Below are 23,965 nucleotides of genomic sequence, written 5' to 3'. Positions count from 1 at the left end.
TATGTATTCTGCTATTTTAGCAGGGATTGTGTCCTTTCTAGGGACAATTCTACTCATTCCAACCTTCATTCGTTTCTACCAACATAAACGAATTGAAGGGCAACAAATGCACGAAGATGTGAAGCAACACCGATTTAAGGCGGGAACTCCAACCATGGGTGGAACGGTCTTCTTGGCGGTAGCTATTGTCTCTACTTTACTATTTGCGACCGTCTTCCAAATGTTAACGGGTGGTGTTCTAGCTATTCTGTTCATACTATTACTCTATGGGACCATTGGATTTCTAGATGATTTCTTAAAAATTTTCCGTAAAATCAACGAAGGTTTTAAAGCAAAGCAAAAGATGGCCTTGCAGATTTTGGGAGGTTTGGTCTTCTATTTGGTGCATGTGCAAGGTACTGGTGGAGGAGAACTCAACATTTTTGGTTACTCTCTGCACCTAGGAGTCCTTTATATTTTCTTTGTGATTTTCTGGCTGGTCGGCTTTTCAAATGCTGTTAACTTGACAGATGGAATTGATGGTTTAGCTTCCATTTCGGTGGTTATTAGTTTAACAGCCTATTCTATGATTGCCATTATCCAACAACAATTTGATATTCTATTGGTCTGTGTGGCGATGATTGGTGGGCTTCTTGGTTTCTTTGTTTACAATCATAAGCCTGCTAAGATTTTTATGGGAGATGTTGGTAGTTTGGCACTTGGTGGGATGCTAGCGACGATTTCCATTGCTTTGCATCAGGAATGGACTCTACTTTTGATTGGCTTGGTCTATGTGATGGAAACTAGTTCTGTTATGCTGCAGGTTGCTCATTTCAAATATACCAAGAAAAAATATGGCGAAGGCCGTCGTATTTTCCGAATGACACCCTTCCATCATCATTTGGAGTTAGTTTAACAGCAGTCAACTGCTGTTTTTTTGTGTTATAATGAAAGAGATAGAGGAAACTATGAAATTTACAGAATTTACATTAAAAAATTACATTCAAGAAGCTTTGGCAGAAATCGACTTCGTCACAGCAACCGAAGTACAAGAAAAATTGATTCCAGTCGTCTTTTCTGGTCGTGATTTAGTCGGCGAATCAAAGACAAGTTCGGGGAAAACCCATACCTTTTTGATCCCAATTTTCCAAAAACTGGATGAAGCAGTCGATCGCAAATCGCGGACCATTCTGAAATCGAAGTCCACGTAACCAATTATGTAGGGGGAACGGATAAAAATCGTCAAATTGACAAATTGCAATCCAAACAACCGCACATCGTGATTGGGACTCCGGGACGGATCTATGACTTGGTCAAATCAGGCGATTTAGCCATTCATAAGGCAAGTACCTTTGTCGTGGATGAAGCGGATATGACTCTAGATATGGGGTTCTTAGAAACGGTTGATAAGATTGCGTCTAGCTTGCCAAAACACTTGCAGTTCTTGGTCTTTTCAGCGACTATTCCGCAGAAATTGCAGCCGTTTTTGAAGAAATATTTGACCAATCCAGTTATGGAACAAATCAAAACGCGGACGGTTATTTCGGATACTATTGAAAACTGGTTGATTTCAACCAAAGGACGCGACCGCAATAGCCAAATTTTAGAAATGACCAAACTCATGCAACCATACTTGGCTATGATTTTTGTCAACACCAAGGAACGCGCGGATGAATTGCACAGTTATTTGGTGACAAACGGTCTTAAAGCAGCTAAAATTCATGGCGATGTACTACCACGTGAGCGCAAACGGATTATGACCCAAGTCAAGAATCTTAATTACGAATACATTGTAGCGACGGATTTGGCAGCGCGCGGAATTGACATTGAAGGGGTCTCACATGTCATTAACGATGCTATTCCGCAAGATTTGTCCTTCTTCGTTCATCGTGTTGGCCGTACGGGACGTAATGGTTTATCAGGTATTGCCATCACACTCTATCAACCAAGTGATGACGCAGATATTCGTGAGCTAGAAAAACTCAACATCAAATTTCAACCAAAAGAAATCAAAAATGGGGAATTTGTCGATACTTATGATCGCGATCGCCGTGTCAATCGTGAAAAATCCCAAGAAAAATTGGATTTAGAAATGATTGGACTGGTCAAAAAGAAAAAGAAAAAAGTTAAGCCAGGTTACAAGAAAAAAATTAAGTGGGCGGTTGACGAAAAACGTCGCAAAACCAAGCGTGTGGAAGCGCGTGCCAAGGGCCGTGCGGAGCGTAAGGCGAAACGTCAAAATTTCTAAGAGTTGGAGGACTTATGTTATCAACGATTCTCAGTCTCTACCTGCAAAGCCTCTTGATTGCCATCTTGGTGGTGGTTGTGCTTAGTTTGATCTGGTTTGTCAGACGAGCAGCTAGGGGCTTAGACACGAGCTTAGAAGCTCGTCATCAGGTCCTCTATGACCTCTTGCTGATTAATTTACTAACGATTCCTATTGTCTCTTTTGGCATTTTAGGCATTTTATTGATGATGCGCGTTTGAGCTTAGCTTATTTTTAAAAATAGCGGAGCAGCGCAACCTGCGAAAAGAAAAGGAGAACTATGTACGATACGATTATTATTGGAGCGGGACCTGCTGGTATGACAGCAGCGCTTTATGCCGCTCGTAGCAATCTCAAAGTCGCTCTAGTAGAGCGCGGTATTTACGGTGGTCAAATGCAAAATACGGCAGACATCGAAAACTATCCAGGCTATGCTTTGATTTCAGGTCCTGATTTGTCTGATAAAATGTTTGAACCATTGGAAAAATTTGGCGTGGAGCATGTATTTGGTTATGTTGTGCGTGTTGAAAATGATGGATTGGTCAAAAAAGTCGTGACAGAAGATGCGACCTTGGAAGCTAAAACAGTCATTTTAGCTATGGGAGCAAAACATCGCCAATTGGGAGTACCAGGTGAAGCAGAATTTAATAGTCGCGGTGTTTCCTACTGTGCAGTCTGTGATGGTGCTTTCTTCCGCGACCAAGATATCTTAGTTGTCGGTGGTGGCGATTCAGCTGTTGAAGAGGCTGTTTTCCTAACCCAATTTGTTAAGTCAGTGACCATCGTTCACCGTCGTGATGAATTGCGTGCCCAAAAAATTATTCAAGAACGAGCTTTTGCCAATGAAAAAATTTCCTTCATTTGGGATAGTGTGGTTGAGGAAATCAAGGGTGACGAACGTAAAGTTCAATCTGTAGAAATTAAAAATGTGAAAACTGGGGAAGTCCAAGAGCATGCTTTCGGCGGAGTATTCATCTATGTTGGTTTGGACCCGATGACAGAAGCAGTCCAAGACTTGGGCATTACAGATGAGGCAGGTTGGATTCTAACTAACGACGTTATGGAAACAAATCAGTCTGGTATTTTTGCTATTGGAGACATTCGTCAAAAACACTTACGTCAAGTTACAACTGCGGTTGGTGATGGTGCAATTGCTGGTCAGCAAGTCTACAATTATTTGACTGAGTTGGAGGGCTAACCATGGTATTTCACATCTATGATATTCAGAAAAATCCAGAAGGCATCCCTTTTGACCAAACCTTGAATGTAGAAGCAGAATTGATGGCGAGGAATAGTGAAATTTTAGCAGTTTCTCCTATCACTGCAGTTGGTTCTGTCCGTTTTGAAGCAGGCTTTTACTTTTTAGATTACCAGCTTAGCTATGAGATTACCTTAGCATCTAGCCGTTCCATGGAGCCTGTTTTGCTCAAGGAAAGCTATCCTGTCAATGAGATTTTTGTAGCAGATGAATCAACTTTAAAGGACAAGGATCTAGTGGATGCAGACTTGGTGTTAGTGATTGAAGACGAAGTCATTCGCTTGGAGGAATCTGTGACTGATAATATCTTGCTCAATATACCTATCAAGGTTTTGACGCCTGAAGAGGAAGCAGGAGAGGCATTGTCATCAGGTACAGACTGGGCAGTCATGACGGAAGAAACTTATCGAGCAAGTCAGCAGGAGAAAAAGGAGGCGGCTAGCCCCTTTGCTCAACTGCAAGGTTTATTTGACGAAGATTAGGATGAAATCTGGAATTGACAGAATATTTGCAAAATCTTGCGAAAGCAGTCTTTTCAGTGTATAATGATAGAGATATAGTTAGAAGAAATAGGAGTAATACTCATGACAAAAGCAAATTTTGGTGTTGTAGGGATGGCCGTAATGGGTCGTAACCTCGCACTCAATGTGGAATCACGTGGCTATAAGGTTGCCATCTACAATCGCTCAGCTAATAAAACAGAAGAGGTTATAGCTGAAAATCCAGAAAAAAACTTGGTTCCAAGCTACGATGTAGAATCATTTGTGCAATCCATCGAAACCCCACGTCGTATCATGCTCATGGTCCAAGCCGGTCCTGGTACAGACGCTACTATTCAAGCGCTCTTGCCACATTTGGATAAAGGCGATATTTTGATTGATGGTGGAAATACTTACTTTGAAGATACCTTTCGTCGTTCAAAAGAATTGGCAGATTCAGGTATTAACTTCATCGGTACAGGTGTGTCTGGTGGTGAAAAAGGTGCCCTTGAAGGTCCATCTATCATGTCAGGTGGACAAAAAGAAGCTTACGAATTAGTTGCGGATGTCTTAGAAGAAATTTCAGCAAAAGCCCCTCAAGACGGGAAGCCATGTGTGACTTACATCGGTCCTGATGGAGCTGGTCACTATGTGAAAATGGTTCACAATGGTATTGAGTATGGTGATATGCAATTGATTGCTGAATCTTATGATCTCATGCAGCAATTATTAGGTCTTTCTGCAGAAGAAATGGCAGAAATTTTCACTGAATGGAACAAGGGAGAATTGGATAGCTACCTCATCCAAATCACAGCGGATATTTTGACACGTAAAGATGACGAAGGTCAAGATGGCCCAATCGTTGACTATATCTTGGATGCTGCTGGAAATAAGGGAACCGGTAAGTGGACGAGCCAAAATGCCTTGGATCTTGGTGTCCCATTGTCATTGATTACTGAGTCAGTATTTGCGCGCTTTATTTCAACCTACAAAGAAGAACGGGTTCATGCTAGCAAGGTCTTGCCAGGTGTAGAATATAAATTTGAAGGGGATAAGGCTGAGTTGATTGAAAAAATCCGTCAAGCACTTTACTTCTCAAAAATTATCTCTTACGCGCAAGGTTTTGCCCAATTACGGGTTGCTTCAAAAGAATACAATTGGGATCTGCCATTTGCGGACATTGCTTCTATCTGGCGTGATGGCTGCATCATCCGTTCTCAATTCTTACAAAAGATTACGGATGCCTATAACCGTGAGGGAGACCTTGCAAACCTTCTCTTGGATGAATACTTCTTGGATATAACAAGCAAATACCAACAAGCTGTTCGTGATATCGTCGTTCTCGCAGTACAAGCAGGCGTTCCAGTGCCAACCTTCTCAGCAGCGATTACTTATTATGATAGTTACCGCGCAGCTGATTTACCAGCTAACCTCATCCAAGCGCAACGCGATTACTTTGGAGCACACACTTACCAACGTAAGGATAAAGAAGGAACTTTCCATTACTCATGGTATGACGAAAAATAAAAGAAGATAAGAATGGTTAAAAAAATTCTAATCGCTGGGAGAGAACGGAATCTCTCCCACTTTGTATCTATGGAACTGCAGAAGCAGGAATACCTAGTAGACTATGCGGCGACAGGAAAAGAAGCTCTCATGTTAGTACATGAAACGGATTTTGATTTGATTCTCATGAGCTTTCAATTACCTGACATGTCAAGTAAGGTCCTATCTGATTCTATATTAAATATCAAACCTGCGACGGTCATCATCGTTGCAGTAGATAGTGTAGATGCGAAAAAATATGGCGAAGAAATTCTGTCCTACGCAGTTTCTTATGTCATTAAACCTTTTGTTATTAGTGAATTGGTGCAGGAAGTCAATTTAATTTTCCGAGGACGAGATTTTATTGATGAACACTGCAAGCAAGTCAAACTTCACGCAGCTTATCGGGACTTGAAGATTGATTTTCAAAATCGCACCGTGTCTCGTGGTCAGGAAATGATCAATTTAACACGTAGAGAATATGACTTGCTAGCCACTCTAATGAGCAGTCAAGAAACGATGACACGCGAGCAACTGTTGGATCGTGTTTGGAAATATGAAGCTACTACTGAAACGAATGTCGTAGATGTTTATGTTCGCTATCTACGTGGCAAACTTGATCTTCCTGGTCAAGAATCGTATATCCGCACTGTTCGTGGTGTCGGCTATGCCATGCGAGATGAGAAGTAAACTGAATAAAAAGGGAGTGGGACAAAAATCGGTGATTTTGAAAAAATCCGATTTTGTTGTCCGACCCCCGCACAGTTGACTAGAGCTGTAACAGCTGATTTATCAGTGTATTAGAGTCCAGTCAACCACTGCGACTTTCAAACTGAACATACAAAGAGAGTCTGGAAAGTATTTTTGTCCCAGACTCTTTTTCGACTTTTTGTTCAAGTTAGTGTATAATGAATGGATCTTATAGAACGAGGAGTAGCCATGCGAACGTCTTTACGAGAAAAAATATTTTTGATTACCTTTGCGGCTCTAGTGTTACTAGCAGTCCTCAATTATGATGGTATTTGGGGAATTGTAGTGACCATTTTGGGCAGTATGAATTCTCTTTTGATTGGTGCTGTTCTAGCTTTTGTGCTGAATGTACCCATGAAAAAGCTGGAAGGCTTGATTGATAGGGTTTCCTTTTTACGAAAAGCACAACGACCACTTGCCATTATTGGTGTATTGATTGTCTTTTTTCTTGTCGTAACAGGCTTGGTCGTGTTTATTTTTCCAACTCTATCATCTACCATTTCTCAGTTAGTATCGGTTACTAATGAGGCAGTGCCTAAAATGATCTCCACTTTACAAGACAACGGATTTTTATCTACTCGGCTAGGGATGAAAATTAACGATTATCTTACTAAATTTACAGGATGGTCAAGTGTTTCGAACTATGTGACAAAATTTCTGGCAGGCTTAGCAAGTAATGTCACTGGTATTGTTTCCAATGTAGCATCGTTGATTATGGCATTCTTCTTTACTCTAGCGATATTGAGTAGTAAGGAGCATTTGCAGGCTATGAGTCTCAAACTCTTGTATGCTTTTTTTCCACGAAAAGTGGTTCGGAAAGTTCTCTATGTTGGCGAGGTTGTGATTGATACCTACGATAAATTCTTGATGAGTCAAATCGTTGAAGCCTGCATTATTGGAACTCTGGTATTTGTAGTTTATTCTATTTTTGGTATTCCTTATTCTGCAATGGCGGGGATACTGACGGGGGTCTTGTCCTTTGTTCCCTACATTGGTCCTTTGGCAGCTTGCTTGATTAGTGCCTTGTTTGTGGCGGTTCAGGATCCACTCCTTGCCCTTTTGTCCATTGTTCTTTTTCAAATTATTCAATTACTGGAAGGAAACGTTATCTATCCACGTGTTGTGGGGCAATCTGTTGGTTTACCAACACTCTTCACATTAGCGGCAGCTTTGATAGGGGGTAATCTCTTTGGGCTTTTGGGAATGGTCTTTTTTACACCGATATTTGCGGTGATTTACCGTTTAATCAGAGAGTGGACCAATTTACGATTGAGAAAGAAAAAAATACATATTCAGTAAATGCAGGCCTGACTTTTAGTCGGGTTTTTGCTTGTTGTCAATCTTTTAATATCTCAATAATTGTGGTACAATGAAGTGATACTATAGAATGGAGAGAGTCTATGCGCTGCCCAAAATGTAATAGTTTAAAATCCAGTGTCGTAGATAGTCGTCAGGCGGAAGATGGAAACACCATTCGCCGTCGCAGAGAGTGTGAACAATGCGGCTATCGCTTTACGACCTATGAACGTGTAGAAGAAAAAACTCTTGTCGTCGTTAAAAAAGATGGAACACGAGAGCAATTCTCACGTGAGAAAATTTTTAATGGCATTATTCGTTCAGCGCAGAAGCGCCCCGTTTCTAGTGCTGAAATAGATGATGTAGTGAATCGAATTGAACAACGTGTGCGTGCTGTGAGTGACAGTGAAGTAGAGAGTGATGTTATTGGTAATTTGGTAATGGAAGAATTGGTGGACTTAGATGAAATCACTTATGTGCGTTTTGCCTCTGTCTATCGTTCGTTCAAGGATGTTAGTGAGATTGAAAATCTCCTCAAGCAGATCACAAAAAGCAGTCGTCACAAAAAAGAAGATTAAGTTAGGTGAGGGTGAATATGAAACCAAATGATACCTTTTCATATCTAGCAGGTCGCTCCTTTGTGGCGGATCAAATGAGTTTGCTCAAATGCTATCAGCCGATTTTGGGCTTAGAGGCCTATGCCCTATATCAGTATTTGACAGCTTTTTATGACAATGGTGTTGGACGGTATAAATTCGCGCAAATTCTTAACCATTTGAATCTTGGAACTCAGGTCATTGAACAGTCTTTGGATATCTTGATGGCTATGGATTTAGTGGATATCTACCAAGAAGACAACAATGTCCTCTTAGATATTAAGCCGCCTTTGCCACAGACAGGATTTCTTAACTCTCCACGTTACAAAGTCTTATTATCTAAAAAAATTGGGGAGTCTGCTGTAGAAACCATGACTGCGAAAATGCCATTAGAAGATAAGAAGATCAGCAAGCAGTTTTCAGATGTTTTTACCATAGAGGGGCAATTGGCTAAACCACAGATCAAGCTGGCGGGCTTTGATATAGTAGCTTTTGAGCGAATGATGTCGCGTGACCAGTTGCGGTTTCATGAGCAAGAAACAGATGTTTTAGGGCTGTATCACTTGGCGGAGCAAGAAGGATGGAATTGGGTTGATGCCTATCAATTGGCCAAGGAGACAGCTGTGGAGCGTGTCATTTCCATCAAGCGTATGACACAGCAAGTTCAGCAAAAAAAGCAAACCAAATCGTTTGGAGCACATCATTTTACGTCACAAGAAGAAGCTCTCATTCGTGAAAGTAAAGGACGGACAGCGCTGCAATTTTTAGGACTTCTGAAGGCCAGTAAAAAGGCCACGATGACAAGTTCAGAGCGAAATTGTTTGCAAGAAATGGCGGGTCTGGGATTGCTAGATGAAGTCATCAATGTTATCGTGCTGTATAGTTTTAATCGTGTAGACTCGGCTAATCTCAATGAAAAATACGTACTCAAGGTTGCTAATGATTTTTCTTATAGGGGCATTGTCAGTGCAGAAATGGCAGTGGAAGCTCTACATGAAACCAAACAAAGAAAATCAGCTGCTAGCTCTGCCATGAAACAAGAAAAAACAAATGTTCCTGAATGGAGTAAGAAAGAGGTGCAGCAGGAGTCAACTGCTGAAGGAAAGGCTCGGATGGAAGCCCTGCGTCAGCAAATGATGGCAGCAGAAGGAAAGGAAAGGGACGGTCAGTAAATGGATGCGATTCAAAAAAATATGATGCGCCCAACCAAAAGCAGTAAGTCTTTTGAGCAATTATCAAAAGAAATTTTGGGAGACGAAGATATTGTAGCTTTCATCAAAGAACAGGGGATGACCAATGACCAAGTTGGTCTGTCAATTGTTGGTCGAATACCGGCAGCAGGAAGCAATTCGCAATCGTATTCAGCTCATGAATTTGCCGGAAAGTTTGCGCCACATTTCAAGTACTGATTTGGACTTTGAGGATGAATTTCGCTTTGAAGTGTATCAAGCGCTGGAAAATTTTGTACAATCTTATCCTAATAACAGCCAAGGTCTTTATATTTTTGGTCGTTTCGGTATTGGCAAAAGCTATTTAATGGCCTATCTAGCGCAACGACTTTCCAAAACACATGGTTTGTCAACCATTTTAGTTCACTATCCAACTTTTGTGGTAGATATCAAAAATGCCATCAAAGATGGATCTGTAAAAGATAAAATTGATGAGCTGAAAATGGCTCAAGTATTGGTCTTAGATGACATTGGTGCTGAGCAACACAGTCCGTGGGTTCGAGACGACGTTTTGCAAGTTATTTTGCAACATCGGATGCAGGAAAATCTGCCAACTTTCTTTACTTCTAATTTCTCATTTGCCGATTTGGAACGACATTTTGCGACTGGCAAGTCAGGAGATGAGACCTGGCAAGCCCAACGTGTCATGGAGCGTATTCGCTATTTGGCGCGTGAAATGTATCTTGAAGGGAAAAATCGCCGTCATTCTTAAAGAGAAAATGGATGCGGAACATCTCGAAAATGAGATGGATGATAGAATTTTAAAACTTTTAAACTTAGCAAAGGAGGAGCCATGGCTCTACCAACAATTGCCATCGTGGGGCGTCCCAACGTTGGAAAATCAACTTTATTTAATCGAATTGCGGGTGAACGTATTTCCATCGTCGAAGATGTGGAAGGCGTGACGCGTGACCGTATTTACGCCACAGCAGATTGGCTCAATCGCAAATTCTCCCTCATTGATACAGGAGGAATTGATGATGTGGATGCACCGTTCATGGACCAAATCAAACACCAAGCTGAGATTGCTATGGATGAAGCAGATGTTATTGTTTTTGTAGTTTCTGGAAAAGAAGGCATTACGGATGCAGACGAGTACGTAGCCCGCATTCTCTACAAGACCCACAAACCGGTTATTCTTGCGGTCAACAAGGTGGATAATCCTGAAATGCGTAGCGATATTTATGATTTCTACGCGCTTGGTTTGGGCGATCCTTATCCAGTATCTTCTGTTCACGGAATTGGTACAGGGGATGTATTGGATGCCATCGTGGAAAACTTGCCAACTGAGTTTGAAGCAGAAAATCCTGATGTGATTAAATTCAGTCTGATCGGTCGTCCTAATGTCGGTAAATCGAGCTTGATTAATGCTATTTTGGGTGAAGATCGCGTCATTGCTAGTCCAGTTGCTGGTACGACACGTGATGCCATTGATACACACTTCACAGACGCGGATGGACAAGAATTTACCATGATTGACACGGCAGGTATGCGCAAGTCTGGTAAAGTCTACGAAAATACAGAAAAATATTCTGTTATGCGTGCTATGCGTGCCATTGATCGTTCGGACGTCGTTCTCATGGTCATCAATGCAGAAGAAGGCATTCGCGAGCATGATAAGCGAATTGCAGGCTTTGCTCACGAAGCGGGTAAAGGGATGATTATTGTTGTCAACAAGTGGGATACGCTTGAAAAAGACAACAAGACCATGCAAAATTGGGAAGCGGATATCCGTGATCAATTCCAATACCTGTCTTATGCGCCCATTATTTTCGTGTCTGCTGTCACTAAGCAACGTTTGCACAAGTTACCAGCCATGATTAAGCAAATCAGTGAAAGCCAAAATACTCGGATTCCATCGGCTGTCTTGAACGACGTCATCATGGATGCCATTGCCATTAATCCAACACCGACGGATAAGGGCAAACGCCTCAAGATTTTCTACGCGACCCAAGTGGCGACCAAACCGCCGACATTTGTCGTCTTTGTCAACGAAGAAGAACTCATGCACTTCTCCTATCTGCGTTTCTTGGAAAATCAAATCCGCAAAGCATTTGTCTTTGAAGGAACACCCATTCATCTGATTGCTCGTAAACGGAAATAGAAATGAAAGCAAATCGCACTTTTGTGCGATTTTTTGATGTCAAAAAATCAAAGGCTAATTCTGTTTTGTCAATTTCAAATGTGGTACAATAGAAGGATAGAAATTTGGAGAAGACGAATGAGCAGGTTGATGCCGGGGCGGGTTCGCCAAGAAGGAATTGAATTGTATGAGTCAGGGCAATTGTCCGTCAAAGAGCTCGAGAATCAGACACTATATCTCACAGTTGCAGATGAAGATTTTGTCTACTCACTTAAAGATGAGGCAATTTCTTGCTCTTGTGAGACCTTTGCTAAAAAGCACTATTGTGAGCACTTAGCCGCGGTAGAATATTTTTTGAAAAATGATGTCCAGGGAAAAGAATTTGCAGAAGAATTGAAGGAAGAAAGTCAGCGTCATTTAGCGCGCCAACAGCGTGCCTATTTTGGTGGCATTTTCTTAGATCGAATTTTGCCAAAGAGTGAGGATCTGGAGGTCAAGTATCAATTATCTGTCGAAGGTCAATTGCTCTTATTTGACCAAAATATTGATTGGACTTTGAAAATTAGTCGTTTGCCAGACCAGCGATCTTATATTATTAGAGATATTGGCGCCTTTTTAAAGACGGTCAAACGCCGTTCCTCTTATCAAATCGGAAAAAATTATTATGAACGTCTGACTTTATCTTCTTTTGATGAAGCAAGTCAGGATTTGATTACCTTTTTGTGGTCCCTAGTTCCTGAAAAATCAGTGTTAGAATCAGAAGTATTGGTGCATTTTGGGCGTCATTTACGTCTTCCCTTGGCTTATGTGGAGGAAGGCTTGGATATGCTTCAATCCTTGTCTGAATTTAGTTTTAGCTATGATGGTAGAGATTATCAGGAAATTTTTTTGTCTCCTTTTGATGCTTCAGCTGGGTTGTACCATGTAAAGGTTCAAGTAGAGCAGGATTGGATGATGCTGATGATTGAAGAAAAAGACAAGCGAGTTCTTTTTCATGGAGCCTATTTTCTTAAGGAAAATCATCTATACCGGGTCCTTCCTCAGCAAGAGGGATTATTAAAGGCTATTCAGGACATTTCTTCTACAGAAGGAATTTATAAAACTGTTCAAGTCGACTTGGAAGATAGGGATAAATTGGCGCTTAGTCTTTTGGAATTCCAAGAAATTGCGACCATTGAAGCTCCTAAAAATTTTATCATCCAAGATTTCAAGCCTATTTTTTCGATTTCAAGGGCAGCTTCTGGCAATCTTGAAATGAAATTAGTTCTGCAATTTCCAAAAAATAAAGTACATTCAAAAGAAGAATTGGACAATTTGCCCTTTGCAACGCATCCTTACCACCTTGAACAGGTCTTGATAGCGATTCAAAAAGCTGGTTTTCATGGTCAATTTGATGCGGTACATGCGCCACTTGAACAAGATCAAATGTATGCTTTTTTTGCGCAAACTTTACCAAACTTACGACGTCTGGGGCGAGTTGAATTATCAGATGAGTTAGAAAATCTTGTAGTGGAGAGTCGACCATGGGTAAAACTAGGCCTTTCAGGATCGTTGCTGGATGTGGCCTTTGACTTTACGGGTATTGCCCAGAATGAGGTGGATGCAGCCTTGCATGCTCTTTTGTCTGAAGAACATTATTTCACCACACAGACAGGACAAGTACTGATTTTTGATGAAGAAACCAAGAAGATTAGCCAGACTCTTGCTAATTTGCGCGCTCAATATGATGGTCAGGGTCATCTCAAATTGAATCGCTTGGCAGCCTATCAGCTCTCCCAAGTTTTTGAAACCAATGAGGGTGTAACCTTCTCTCAATCCTTCCAAGAATTAGCTCATGATTTAACTCACCCTGAAGAATTTAAACTACCTCAATTGCCTATTAAGGCTGAATTACGCGATTATCAGGAGTTAGGAGTTAAATGGTTTTCAACCTTGGATAAATACGGTTTTGGCGGTATTTTGGCGGATGATATGGGGCTTGGAAAAACTCTCCAAACCATTGCCTTCTTGACAGAAGTTTTGGAGCAGGATTCACGCGTTTTGATTTTAGCACCATCTAGTCTGATTTATAACTGGAAAGAGGAATTTCAAAAGTTTGCGCCACACCTAGATGTATCTGTCATTTATGGGCACAAAGCAGAGCGTGAAGACCAGCTAGCTCAGGGATCACAGATTGTTGTGACTAGTTATGCTTCCTTCCGTCAGGATAGTGATTTATACCGGAAAGAATCCTATAATTACCTCATTTTGGATGAGGCTCAGGTCATGAAAAATGCTCAGACCAAGATTGCTCAACTCTTGCGTGAGTTTGAAGTGGATAATTGTTTTGCCCTGTCTGGGACTCCTATTGAAAATCACTTGAGAGAAATCTGGTCCATTTTCCAAATTGTCATGCCAGGACTCCTACCGCAAAAGACAGAATTTGGGAAATTATCTGCCCAAGAAGTATCTCGCATTATCCGTCCATTTGTCCTTCGTCGTAAGAAAGAGGATGTCTTGGATGAATTACCAGATTTGATTGAGATCAATGTGCTTAATGAATTGAGCGATGAACAAAAAGCTATTTATCTAGCTCAGCTCAAGCAAATGCAGGAAAATATTGCCCATTCGAGCGATGCACAAATCAATCGACAAAAAATCGAAATCTTATCAGGGATTACGCGCCTGCGTCAGATCTGTGACACGCCAAAATTATTTATGGGAGATTACCACGGAACAAGTGGGAAAATGGATACAGACAGATGTTGGATTTGATTGAAGAGGAGTTAGAAGAATTGGATCTAACTTCCTACAAATTAACCGGTTCAACGCCAGCCCACCAACGCCAGCAGATGACACGTGCCTTTAATACAGGGAGGCGCGATGCTTTCTTGATTTCCCTAAAAGCAGGTGGCGTCGGACTTAATTTGACGGGTGCCGATACAGTTATTTTGGTGGATCTTTGGTGGAATCCTGCAACAGAAGCGCAAGCTATCAGCCGTGCCCACCGTATGGGGCAGACTGAAACAGTTGAGTTCTACCGATTGATTACCCGTGGAACTATTGAAGAAAAAATTCAAGAACTGCAAGAAAGCAAGAAAAATTTGGTTACTACCGTATTGGATGGGAATGAAAGCCGTGCTAGTATGACGGTTGAGGAAATTCGAGAGATTTTGGGGATTTCCTAAATTCTTGACCAACTAGCGGTCAAATATGCTATAATACTATGTTGAAAGGAAAGATCTACGATGGACAGACAGACAAAATTTCCCCTTGTAGCTGATAATGGGCTAATGTTGGGGAGCAATCCTCATATGCACTTATATGAGGAATCCGACCTCATTAGTAATATAAAGGGACCTTATCAAGAAAAAGATTATGGCATGGCACCTGCTAGCCAACCTGAAGTTTGTCATGAATTAGAGGAATTGGTGCAACCTATGGTGCAGCCGGTAACCAAATCTTACTCACGGAAAGAACGCTTGGATTCTCGGCAGCATTCTAGCCACCGCGTTAGTCGTCATTTATCTCAACCATTTGCACATGCTACGGAAAAAACGCAGGGACAATTGGCAAGAGAACAGGCTCGTGAGGATTTAAAGCATAAGCGAGCAGCTTCGTATTTGACAGATGACAAACCAAGTCCTGCGAAAATCTTAAAACAAAAAGAGACCAGTACAAGTCCTATTCAAGAAAAAGCGACACATCTGAGTCAGCTGGCAAATCGCTTGCGTCAGGAACATTATATTTTAGCAGATATGCCTATGGTTTATTCTTTGGAAAAGGAAGACCGCGAGGACATGCAGCAACATCGACCAAGAAATTCCTATGATTTCTTGAAGAAGAGTCAGGTATATGATTATCCTGAACGAAAGATGGAAAGAGAACGCCAAATGGCACAAGAATTGAATTTAACACATATGGGAGAGGATATGTCATGACCAAAATCTATCATTTTATCGGGATCAAAGGCTCAGGAATGAGTGCTCTTGCCCTTATGCTTCATCAAATGGGGCATAAAGTTCAAGGGAGTGATGTGGGTAAGTACTATTTCACTCAACGTGGCTTAGAGCAAGCTAATATTGCTATCTTGCCTTTTGATGAAAAAAATCTAACTCAAGATCTTGAAATCATTGCTGGAAATGCTTTTCGTCCAGATAATAACGTTGAAATCGCCTATGCAGACCAAGCTGGCTTAACCTATAAACGCTACCATGAATTTTTAGGTGATTTTATGCGTCAATTTACCAGTCTGGGGGTGGCAGGTGCTCATGGTAAAACCTCTACAACAGGTCTTTTGGCTCATGTGATGCGCAACATCACGGACACCAGTTATCTTATCGGTGATGGTACCGGACGGGGTTCTGCTAATAGCCAGTATTTTGTCTTTGAATCCGATGAATACGAACGCCATTTCATGCCTTACCATCCTGAGTATAGCATTATTACTAATATTGACTTTGACCACCCAGATTATTTTACTAGCCTAGAAGATGTCTTTTCTGCTTTTAACGACTATGCCAAACAAGTGACAAAAGGATTGTTTGTCTACGGTGAAGATAGTGAGTTGCGTAAGATTACAGCCAATGCGCCGATTTATTATTATGGTTTTGAAGAAAATAATGACTTTGTGGCTTATGATTTGAAACCTTCTACACAAGGTTCACAGTTTAAAATTCGTCATGGTCAGGAGGAGCTGGGAGAGTTCCAAATTCCAACTTTCGGAAAACACAATATTCTCAATGCAACAGCAGTGATAGCTAACCTCTTTGTTGCTGGTTTTGATTTGAGTTTAGTAGAGAAGCACCTCAAAACCTTCAGTGGAGTGAAGCGTCGCTTTACAGAGAAAATTGTCAACGATACGGTTATTATTGATGATTTTGCTCACCATCCAACAGAAATTATTGCGACCATTGATGCAGCGCGCCAAAAATACCCAAGTAAGGAAATTGTGGCTGTTTTCCAACCACACACCTTTACCAGAACGATTGCTCTCTTGGATGAATTTGCAGAAGCCCTTAAGGATGCAGATGCTGTATACTTAGCACAAATCTATGGATCGGCTCGGGAAACCGATAATGGACAAGTCAAAGTAGAAGATTTAGCTGCTAAAATTAGCAAAAAAGGTGGTCTTATCACTGTTGAAAATACGTCTCCACTTTTAGATCATGACAATGCCGTTTACGTCTTTATGGGTGCAGGTGATATTCAGTCTTACGAGTATTCATTTGAGCAACTCTTGGCCAACTTGGCTAGCAATGTACAATAATATTCATAGTTTCAAGATGTCTGGGAATGATTCTCAGGCTCTTGTTTTCTATATTTTCTTAGAAAGGGAGCAGTCATGCAAATTCGTTTTTTAGAAGAGCGTGATCTTGAAGAACTTTGTCGGATTGAGCAGGAAAATTTTTCGGAAGCAGAGCAAATTCAACCAGACGTTTTAGCATTTTATGTTCATTTTCTGAACCAAACTTGCTTAGCGATGGAGAACGAGGGACAAATGGTTGCTTATCTACTGGCTAAGCCAGTTACAACCTCATCTCTGACGGATAGTATTTTTACAGATAAGACTTCATTAACGCAAGAGGAAAAATACTTAGCAATTGCTAGCTTATCAGCATCAAGGCTTAGGGACCTTGCTATTAGCAGCGCTTAAGGAACTTGTCTGCATGAAAAGTTATGAGGGAATTAGCTTAACTTGCAAAGAACATTTAGTTTCTTACTATGAAATGAATGGTTTTGAGGATAGAGGGCCTTCACAATCTCAATTTGGTGGTCAAAAATGGTCAGATTTATACTAGAAAAGCCCACAAGTAAAGGAAATTCTTGCTTTTATAGTGGCTTTAAGGTATAATGGTATGGTTAATTGTGTGAAAGGAGTGTAGTTGTGACCAACGATTCAAACAAGAAAGACACACAAGGCTCCAACTTTCGTGAACAGATCCTGAGGGATTTGGAACGATTGAGAGAAAAGCGCCTAGCAACTCATCAACCAAACAAGGAAACTGTTGAGAATATATTGGCAGAAATTGAGGCAAAACCAGTAGCTGAAAAAGAAGTAGAACCAACACCAGAAGAACATTCAACGGTGGAATTGCCGGAAATAGATTCTGTACCAGTTGTTCCACTTGATGGAGATGCGGTAGAAGATGACCAAGTTAAATTGGAGCATACCAAGGAAGAAATTTTGGTTTCTGAAGCATTTCCTGAGGCAATTGTAGCGGACTACTTCCCTCTTAGTCACGAGGAAGAGGGAGAAAAAGAAATAGAACCAGAGCAAGAGGAATCAGAACATCTTGATTTAGATGCCACCAGGATTCATCAAGCTCCCACACTTTCCTCCGTTATTGAAGAAGAGGATAGCCAAGAAACCTTAATTGAACCCGTTTTAATAGCAGAAGGACCTGCTCAAAAAGAAGTAATGATAGAAAATGAACCTACTAGCCAAGAAGGGATTCCTGCTACTAGTAGCGCTCAACTGAGTCGCAAAGCTATGAAGAAGCATCGTAAGCAACAAGAAAAAGTAGCCAAACGAATTGTAACTGCGGTTATTGTCATTGTCCTACTTGCCATCGGCGTTACAGGTGTGGCAGGCTATTCTTATTTCAAATCAAGTCTGGACCCTATTGATGCTCAATCAACTGAGAATGTTCAGGTTAAGATTCCAGAAGGTTCTACAACCATGCAAATTGGTCAGATTTTGTTTGAGAAGGATCTCATTAAAAATCCAACCATTTTCAATTATTATGCGAAACTAAAAAGCTATAATAATTTCCAAAGTGGATTTTACAATTTAAACCAAAGCATGTCTTTGGATGAATTGGCCAAAGCCTTGCAGGAAACAGGTGCTGCTGCGCCACAAGAGCCAGTTGCAGGCAAAGTCTTGGTCGTAGAAGGTTATACTTTGGAACAAATTTCTAAAGCTGTAACAGATAAAAAAATCCAGACTTTATCAATCGTATGAAGGCTGCTTATCCGAACTTACTGTCAAGTCTTCCAGCAGCAGATAGTGGCGTCAAATACCAGTTGGAAGGCTACCTCTTCCCGGCAACCTATGAGTACTACAAAGGGACAACCATGGAAGAATTGGTAGAACAAATGATTGCGGCGATGGATGCTCGCTTGCAACCATACTACGGGCAGTTAGCTTCAAAGGGCTTAGATGTTAATAGTCTTTTGACACTGGCTTCTCTGGTTGAAAAAGAGGGATCAACAGATGAAGATCGTCGAAATATCGCTAGCGTCTTCTACAATCGCATAAATGCTGGAATGCCACTTCAGTCCAATATTGCTATTCTTTATGCAACGGGACAATTAGGTGAAAAAACAACCTTGGCTGAAGATGCTGCTATTGACACATCTATTGATTCGCCATATAATATTTACGTTCATACTGGTTTGATGCCTGGGCCTGTGGATACAGCCAGCTTGTCAGCAATTGAAGCAACTATCAATCCAAATAAAACAGACTATTATTATTTTGTGGCTGATGTGACAACTGGTACAGTTTATTTCTCAAAAACAATTGAAGAACATAATCAAAATGTTGCAACTTACGTAAATGGAAATATTAATCAATAATAGAATCCTATAAGACGAAATTATGTGGGTTTCCCGCATAATTTTGTTTTCACAATATAAAGATATAAAGAAGGAAATAAAATGGCAGAAAAAACATACCCAATGACGATCGAGGAAAAAGAGTTACTCGAAAAAGAATTAGAAGAATTAAAGCTAGTTCGTCGTCCAGAAATTGTTGAGCGTATTAAAATTGCACGTTCATACGGAGATTTATCAGAAAATAGTGAATACGAAGCAGCCAAGGATGAGCAGGCTTTTGTAGAAGGCCAAATCTCTACTTTGGAAACAAAAATTCGTTATGCAGAAATCGTAGATAGTGATGCAGTTGCTAAAGATGAAGTAGCTATCAGTAAAACTGTTACTGTTCAAGAAGTAGGTGAGACAGATAAAGAGGTTTACCATATTGTCGGATTGGTAAAAAAGAAGGTCAAAAAGCTATGATTCAAACTCCAGCTGGTAACTATGAAGTTGAAATTCTTAAGGTAGAAAAAACGAAATAATAGATAGAAGGGAGGCTGGGACAAAAGTCCCTCCTCTTATTTTGTTTTTTAAGGAGATAAGGATTTGACGCAGTGGTTGAGTAGGCTTTAGTGCCCTGAAGTCAGCTTTTATAGCCTTACTCAATTGTGCGCGGGGTGGGACAACAAAATCATATTTTGCCGAAGTGACCGATTTTTGTTCCACACCCTTTTATTTAGTTGTACATTTATTGCCTGTTGTTAATTGGAGGAATGAGTTTTGATGTTATTGTCGCGACAGAGCTAGTGACTCCTAGTAGCATCGAGCAAGAAAGCTCTTCTGATGCAAAGATTTCTAGTGTGGCGCCGAGTCTACCACCTTCTTCGACCTTATTGAGCGATTCTAGCAGTCAAACAGGAACTTCAACCGAAAATACAACAGAGCCCTCTATGGCTGTTCCTCAAGACACGACCAATCCAAACTTAGACCATAGCTTGAGTGGTGAGCGTGAAAAAATAATTGCAGAGGACAATCAGTTTCAAGTGGTTGATACAACTGTTCAACCTTATCAAAAAGTAGTGCAGTTGATTATGAATTTTTCCACTGAATCATTTACGGGAACAGGAGTTTTGATTGGTCCAGATACCATCCTGACTGCTGCACACAATGTTTATGATTATGAGAAAAAAGAATGGGCAATGTCTGTCCAAGCATTCCCTGATAAGTCAGGAACTACCACTCCCTATGGTGCCTATGATGCGAGCAACTACTATATGTTTCGAAGCTACCAATTAACTAACGGATCTTCGGAATATGATATGGCCGTTATTAAGCTCAATCGTCCTGTACCAGCTGAATTGGGCTATTTAAGTATGGCAAAAGAGGCTTATGTTGGACAAAAAGTTCAGGTGCCAGATTATCCAGCGACAAGTTATTTTAAAAAACTTATATGTATACTATGTTCGGTCAGATTGAAGATATTGGATCGGAATATCTGGTTTACAAGATAGATACAGAAGCTGGTCAGAGTGGTAGCCCGGTACTCAATTCTCAAAATCAAATCGTTGGCACCCATATTCTAGGGGATACGGATCAAAACTATGCTCGAAGGGTAAAAGATGACACCTTCCGCTTGCCTCAAGTTGTCCAAGGAGCTCAGCTCGAAACACCTGAGGTAACAAGCTATATGGAGGAAAAATCAGGAAGAACCTTCCGTCTCTACCACACTGGGATTAAACGTCACCTCTATACGCAAAATTTAGATGAAGCTCGAACTCTGCAGCAAAATGGTTGGAATTATGAAGGGGAAAAAATCATAACAGCAGCATCGGGAACGCCTGTTTACCGCCTTTATTTCCCTGTAACCCGCGAACACTTGTATACTACCAGTAGTTATGAGTGCGATATTTTGGCATCCCGTGGATGGCAAGCAGAAGGAGTAGCATGGTATTCTAGTGGGCAGAGACCTATTTACCGCCTCTACCATACCGGCCTCAAAGTGCATCTGTACACAGCAGATGAAAATGAAAAAAATGTCCTCGTCGAACGAGGCTGGAACTACGAAAATGTTGCCTTCTATGTACAATAAGACCTCTACATTTTTAGCATAAAGAGTGTTCGGAGGAGGACGACTTCCTCAAGATACTTGTAGCACAAACTATCGTGTGGCTATTTCAATTCTAGATGAGTTAATTGTAAATCATTTTTAAATCTGAGTATTAAAAATTTGAAAGGGTTGAAACGATATCGTTTCAACCCTTTTACTATTTACTTTCTTAATATTTTGAGGGATATGACCTCCAGATGAACATCTTTTAAGACAGCAATAAGCCATTTTTATACTACCTAAAAAGAAGCCCCTAGGCTTCCTTTTATACTTTATTGGCGTGAACGTTGTTTACCAGCGTTACGTTTTTTCTTGGTAGAAGTTATGATGGCGCTACTTGCGGTTGGAGTTACATCCTTAACAGTTCCTGTAACAGGATTTGGTTTTGGAGGATTTGCCGCAAATTCTTCTTCAATTTGACGTCGAATTTGTGGCTTGATCAAATAAGTTGTTAATAGTTGTTGAAGAATACCAACAATACCACCGACTACCCAGTAGAGAGTCACACCAGCTGGTGCGGACCAAGAGAAGAAGACAATCATGAGTGGATTCATGAACATCATAGATTTCATTTGTTGACGCTGGGCTTCTTCTACTCCGACTTGCATCAGAAGTGATTGACAGAAGTAGAGGACACCAGCGACTGCTACGAGGATCAAACTGCGTTCGCCAAGATCAATGCCAAGGAAGTGTGCGTCTGCAATACCTTCTGTATAACGTGCAGCAAAGAAGAGAGCAGTAAAGAAAGGCACTTGGATAAAAATAGGTAAGCAACCCATAACACCAAACATACTCACACCGTATTGTCTTTGTGTTGCAAATAATTCTTGTTGTGCAGCTAATTTTTCTTCCTGTGTTATTGCATTTTTCATGCGCTCTTGAATCGGTTCTAAGATTGGTTTCAAGTAGTGCATCTTTTCTGACTGATAGGTCATTTTTTTAGTTTGATAAATGCCTAAAGGTAAGATAAAGATACGAACAATCAATGTCACAATGATGATTCCTAAACCAAATCCAAGTCCTAGATCGATGGCAAAGTATTTGATGACCTGCCCCATTGGTGCCACTAAGAATTTATAAACCCAACCCTCTCCTGTTGGGGCGCCATTTTTAGTCTGAACACAGCCAGACAATAATAGGAGCATAGACAAGGCTAAGCTAGCAAATAAAAGACGTTTTGAATTTTTCACTTTCTTCATTCCTTTTTTCATGATACCTTCTATTGTACTTTTTTTAGGTAAAATATACAAGTCTCATCTCAGTATTGGACACGAAAATCTGAAAAATCAGGGAAAGAAGCTATAGTAACGTCAAGATAGGTAACTTTGGCCATTGGTGAAGGTCCTTTTCTGACTTGATGGATAAAATGGCTGAGCTTGTCAGCTTGGTCTGACTGGGCTAGGATTGTCACGGTTCCATTTTCATTGTTCCAAACCCGACCATAAATGTCTCCGATTTCCTGCGCTAGGTAGACGACGGACCACCGAAAACCAACTCCCTGTACCCGTCCAGATGCAATCATTTTTACTTTTCTCATGATAATTTCCTTTTGACAAGTGATTTTCTTTATTATATCATGGTTGGTATTGAAAGAAAAAGGGGAAATGGATGGAAATCATTCGTTCGAAGACCAATTCTGTGGTCAAAGAAGCTAAAAAGTTACATCTAAAAAAATATCGTCAATCATCGTATCTCATTGAAGGTTGGCATTTGTTAGAAGAAGCAGAAAATAGCGGAGCGGTCATCGAGCAAGTCTTCGTCCTAGAAGAGTTTGTAGATCGTGTCCGTCAATTTTCATCGATCAAAGTAATGTCACGAGACTCTTCCGAGACAAAAATTGCCAGATAAACTTTTGGGGAAATATCTCTTATTAGAAGATGTTCAAGATCCTGGCAATGTGGGAACAATGATTCGTACAGCGGATGCAGCAGGCTATGATGGAGTCTTTGTGTCATCAAAGTCAGCCGATTTATATAGTCTGAAAGTTCTTCGCTCTATGCAGGGGAGCCATTTTCATTTGCCAGTTTATCGCGTAGAAACGATAGAGTTGATTGACTGGTGTAAGGAGCAAGAGGTCTCCATTCTTGCAACTACTTTGTCGAAAAACTCTGTTAGCTACCGAACGGTTCCGTCTCGTGAATCTTTTGTTTTGGTTATGGGAAATGAAGGGCAAGGAATTTCTAGTTTGATGACCGACAAAGCGGATCAATTGATTCATATAGATATGTCTGGTCAAGCAGAAAGTCTTAATGTAGCAGTGGCAGCGGGGATTCTAATGTTTAGTTTGCTTTAAGTTTCATTTGCTAGTCTTTTACTAGACTATGGTATAATAGTACCCAAGGAGGAGGAATTGTATTGACTTCTTATATGACAGATAAAGAATATATGGACTATGTAGGTCACTTGATTATTACACCTAAAGTACAAAAGTTGGGAGATATTACACACCATTATCACTCGACGCGTTTGGAACATTCTATCCATGTGTCTTATACCAGTTATAAATTAGCTAAAAAATTTGGTTGGGATGCCAAAGCGACTGCTCGTGGTGGGTTGCTCCATGACTTATTTTTCTATGATTGGCGCGATACCAAATTTACCAAGAGTCATGCGTGGACTCACCCGCGCATTGCTCTTCGTAACGCTCGCAAATTGACTTCTATCAACAAACTAGAAGAAGATATCATTGTTAAACACATGTTTGGAGCGACCATTGCTCCTCCACGATATAAAGAATCTTGGATTGTGACCTGTGTGGACAAATACTGGGCAGTTCGGGAAGCTTCCTTTCCACTTCAGCAAAAATGGAAAAATCGTAAGATTCTGAAGTGGATCTAATCAATTTAAAAAGGAGATAAA

The 23,965-nt window shown here is 40.7% G+C and carries 18 protein-coding genes and 7 pseudogenes; 23 read left to right on the top strand and 2 right to left on the bottom strand.

Annotation, left to right across the window (positions count from 1 at the left end; translation table 11 throughout):
- Position 1 precedes the first annotated feature (1 nt).
- The 21 genes and pseudogenes from mraY to AEX56_RS04910 all read left to right on the top strand — a co-directional run.
- A pseudogene (mraY, locus tag AEX56_RS05005) lies at positions 2-889 on the top strand (phospho-N-acetylmuramoyl-pentapeptide-transferase); the annotation flags it as partial.
- 58 nt (positions 890-947) lie between these two features.
- Positions 948-2,227 (top strand): annotated as a pseudogene (locus AEX56_RS09245) (DEAD/DEAH box helicase).
- A gap of 14 nt (positions 2,228-2,241) precedes the next feature.
- Positions 2,242-2,466, top strand: a complete 225-nt coding sequence (locus AEX56_RS04995) for a DUF4059 family protein (protein ID WP_049618112.1) — start codon at positions 2,242-2,244, stop codon at positions 2,464-2,466.
- Positions 2,467-2,525: 59 nt separating this feature from the next.
- Positions 2,526-3,443, top strand: a complete 918-nt coding sequence (gene trxB / locus AEX56_RS04990; protein ID WP_049618111.1) for a thioredoxin-disulfide reductase — start codon at positions 2,526-2,528, stop codon at positions 3,441-3,443.
- Between the two features lie 2 nt (positions 3,444-3,445).
- Positions 3,446-3,985 carry a YceD family protein gene (locus tag AEX56_RS04985; RefSeq protein WP_049618110.1) on the top strand — a complete coding sequence of 180 codons (540 nt, stop codon included), beginning with the start codon at positions 3,446-3,448 and terminating at the stop codon, positions 3,983-3,985.
- Between the two features lie 102 nt (positions 3,986-4,087).
- The gene (gene gndA / locus AEX56_RS04980; RefSeq protein WP_049618109.1) at positions 4,088-5,509 is read left to right on the top strand and encodes an NADP-dependent phosphogluconate dehydrogenase; all 1,422 of its coding nucleotides are present in this window, start codon (positions 4,088-4,090) and stop codon (positions 5,507-5,509) included.
- Between the two features lie 12 nt (positions 5,510-5,521).
- Entirely contained in the window at positions 5,522-6,217 is a 696-nt protein-coding gene (locus AEX56_RS04975) for a response regulator transcription factor (protein ID WP_049618108.1), read from the top strand.
- Positions 6,218-6,466: 249 nt separating this feature from the next.
- Positions 6,467-7,576, top strand: a complete 1,110-nt coding sequence (locus AEX56_RS04970; protein ID WP_049618107.1) for an AI-2E family transporter — start codon at positions 6,467-6,469, stop codon at positions 7,574-7,576.
- A 101-nt stretch (positions 7,577-7,677) separates the two neighbouring features.
- The gene (nrdR, locus tag AEX56_RS04965; RefSeq protein ID WP_049618106.1) at positions 7,678-8,151 is read left to right on the top strand and encodes a transcriptional regulator NrdR; all 474 of its coding nucleotides are present in this window, start codon (positions 7,678-7,680) and stop codon (positions 8,149-8,151) included.
- A 17-nt stretch (positions 8,152-8,168) separates the two neighbouring features.
- A complete protein-coding gene (locus tag AEX56_RS04960) occupies positions 8,169-9,341 on the top strand; it encodes a hypothetical protein (protein ID WP_049618105.1) in 1,173 nt (390 codons plus the stop codon).
- Positions 9,342-10,110: pseudogene (dnaI, locus tag AEX56_RS04955) on the top strand (primosomal protein DnaI).
- An 81-nt stretch (positions 10,111-10,191) separates the two neighbouring features.
- Complete coding sequence (der, locus tag AEX56_RS04950; RefSeq protein ID WP_049618104.1) at positions 10,192-11,502, top strand: ribosome biogenesis GTPase Der; 1,311 nt, start codon at positions 10,192-10,194, stop codon at positions 11,500-11,502.
- Between the two features lie 117 nt (positions 11,503-11,619).
- Positions 11,620-14,648, top strand: a pseudogene (locus AEX56_RS04945) (DEAD/DEAH box helicase).
- 60 nt (positions 14,649-14,708) lie between these two features.
- Positions 14,709-15,401, top strand: a complete 693-nt coding sequence (locus AEX56_RS04940) for a hypothetical protein (RefSeq protein ID WP_049618103.1) — start codon at positions 14,709-14,711, stop codon at positions 15,399-15,401.
- Positions 15,398-16,729, top strand: coding sequence for a UDP-N-acetylmuramate--L-alanine ligase (gene murC, locus AEX56_RS04935; protein ID WP_049618102.1), 1,332 nt, complete (start codon positions 15,398-15,400; stop codon positions 16,727-16,729). Before AEX56_RS04940 ends, murC begins: the two co-directional genes overlap by 4 nt.
- Before the next feature lie 75 nt (positions 16,730-16,804).
- Positions 16,805-17,116 carry a hypothetical protein gene (locus tag AEX56_RS04930; RefSeq protein ID WP_236682979.1) on the top strand — a complete coding sequence of 104 codons (312 nt, stop codon included), beginning with the start codon at positions 16,805-16,807 and terminating at the stop codon, positions 17,114-17,116.
- 13 nt (positions 17,117-17,129) lie between these two features.
- Entirely contained in the window at positions 17,130-17,261 is a 132-nt protein-coding gene (locus AEX56_RS08980) for a hypothetical protein (protein ID WP_236682978.1), read from the top strand.
- Positions 17,262-17,563: 302 nt separating this feature from the next.
- Positions 17,564-19,041 (top strand): annotated as a pseudogene (gene mltG / locus AEX56_RS04925) (endolytic transglycosylase MltG).
- 81 nt (positions 19,042-19,122) lie between these two features.
- Positions 19,123-19,541 (top strand): annotated as a pseudogene (greA, locus tag AEX56_RS04920) (transcription elongation factor GreA).
- Positions 19,542-19,772: 231 nt separating this feature from the next.
- Positions 19,773-20,510, top strand: coding sequence for a trypsin-like serine peptidase (locus AEX56_RS04915; protein WP_049618101.1), 738 nt, complete (start codon positions 19,773-19,775; stop codon positions 20,508-20,510).
- A complete protein-coding gene (locus tag AEX56_RS04910; protein WP_053093932.1) occupies positions 20,459-21,088 on the top strand; it encodes a hypothetical protein in 630 nt (209 codons plus the stop codon). Before AEX56_RS04915 ends, AEX56_RS04910 begins: the two co-directional genes overlap by 52 nt.
- Positions 21,089-21,378: 290 nt before the next feature.
- Here AEX56_RS04910 and yidC read toward each other — a convergent pair whose 3' ends face one another.
- Together yidC and AEX56_RS04900 are read right to left on the bottom strand one after the other, a co-directional pair.
- Complete coding sequence (gene yidC, locus AEX56_RS04905) at positions 21,379-22,317, bottom strand: membrane protein insertase YidC (protein ID WP_443031012.1); 939 nt, start codon at positions 22,315-22,317, stop codon at positions 21,379-21,381.
- Between the two features lie 47 nt (positions 22,318-22,364).
- Positions 22,365-22,643 carry an acylphosphatase gene (locus tag AEX56_RS04900; RefSeq protein WP_049618100.1) on the bottom strand — a complete coding sequence of 93 codons (279 nt, stop codon included), beginning with the start codon at positions 22,641-22,643 and terminating at the stop codon, positions 22,365-22,367.
- A 71-nt stretch (positions 22,644-22,714) separates the two neighbouring features.
- Between AEX56_RS04900 and AEX56_RS04895 the strand changes: the two are divergent.
- A pseudogene (locus AEX56_RS04895) lies at positions 22,715-23,399 on the top strand (TrmH family RNA methyltransferase).
- A gap of 74 nt (positions 23,400-23,473) precedes the next feature.
- A complete protein-coding gene (locus AEX56_RS04890; protein WP_049618099.1) occupies positions 23,474-23,944 on the top strand; it encodes an HD domain-containing protein in 471 nt (156 codons plus the stop codon).
- The last annotated feature ends 21 nt before the right edge of the window (positions 23,945-23,965 follow it).

This window comes from Streptococcus sp. X13SY08, from assembly GCF_001182825.2.
Classification (GTDB): domain Bacteria; phylum Bacillota; class Bacilli; order Lactobacillales; family Streptococcaceae; genus Streptococcus.
The sequence above is the reverse complement of the archived record's forward strand: the minus strand, read 5'-3'. Positions and strand labels throughout refer to the sequence as shown.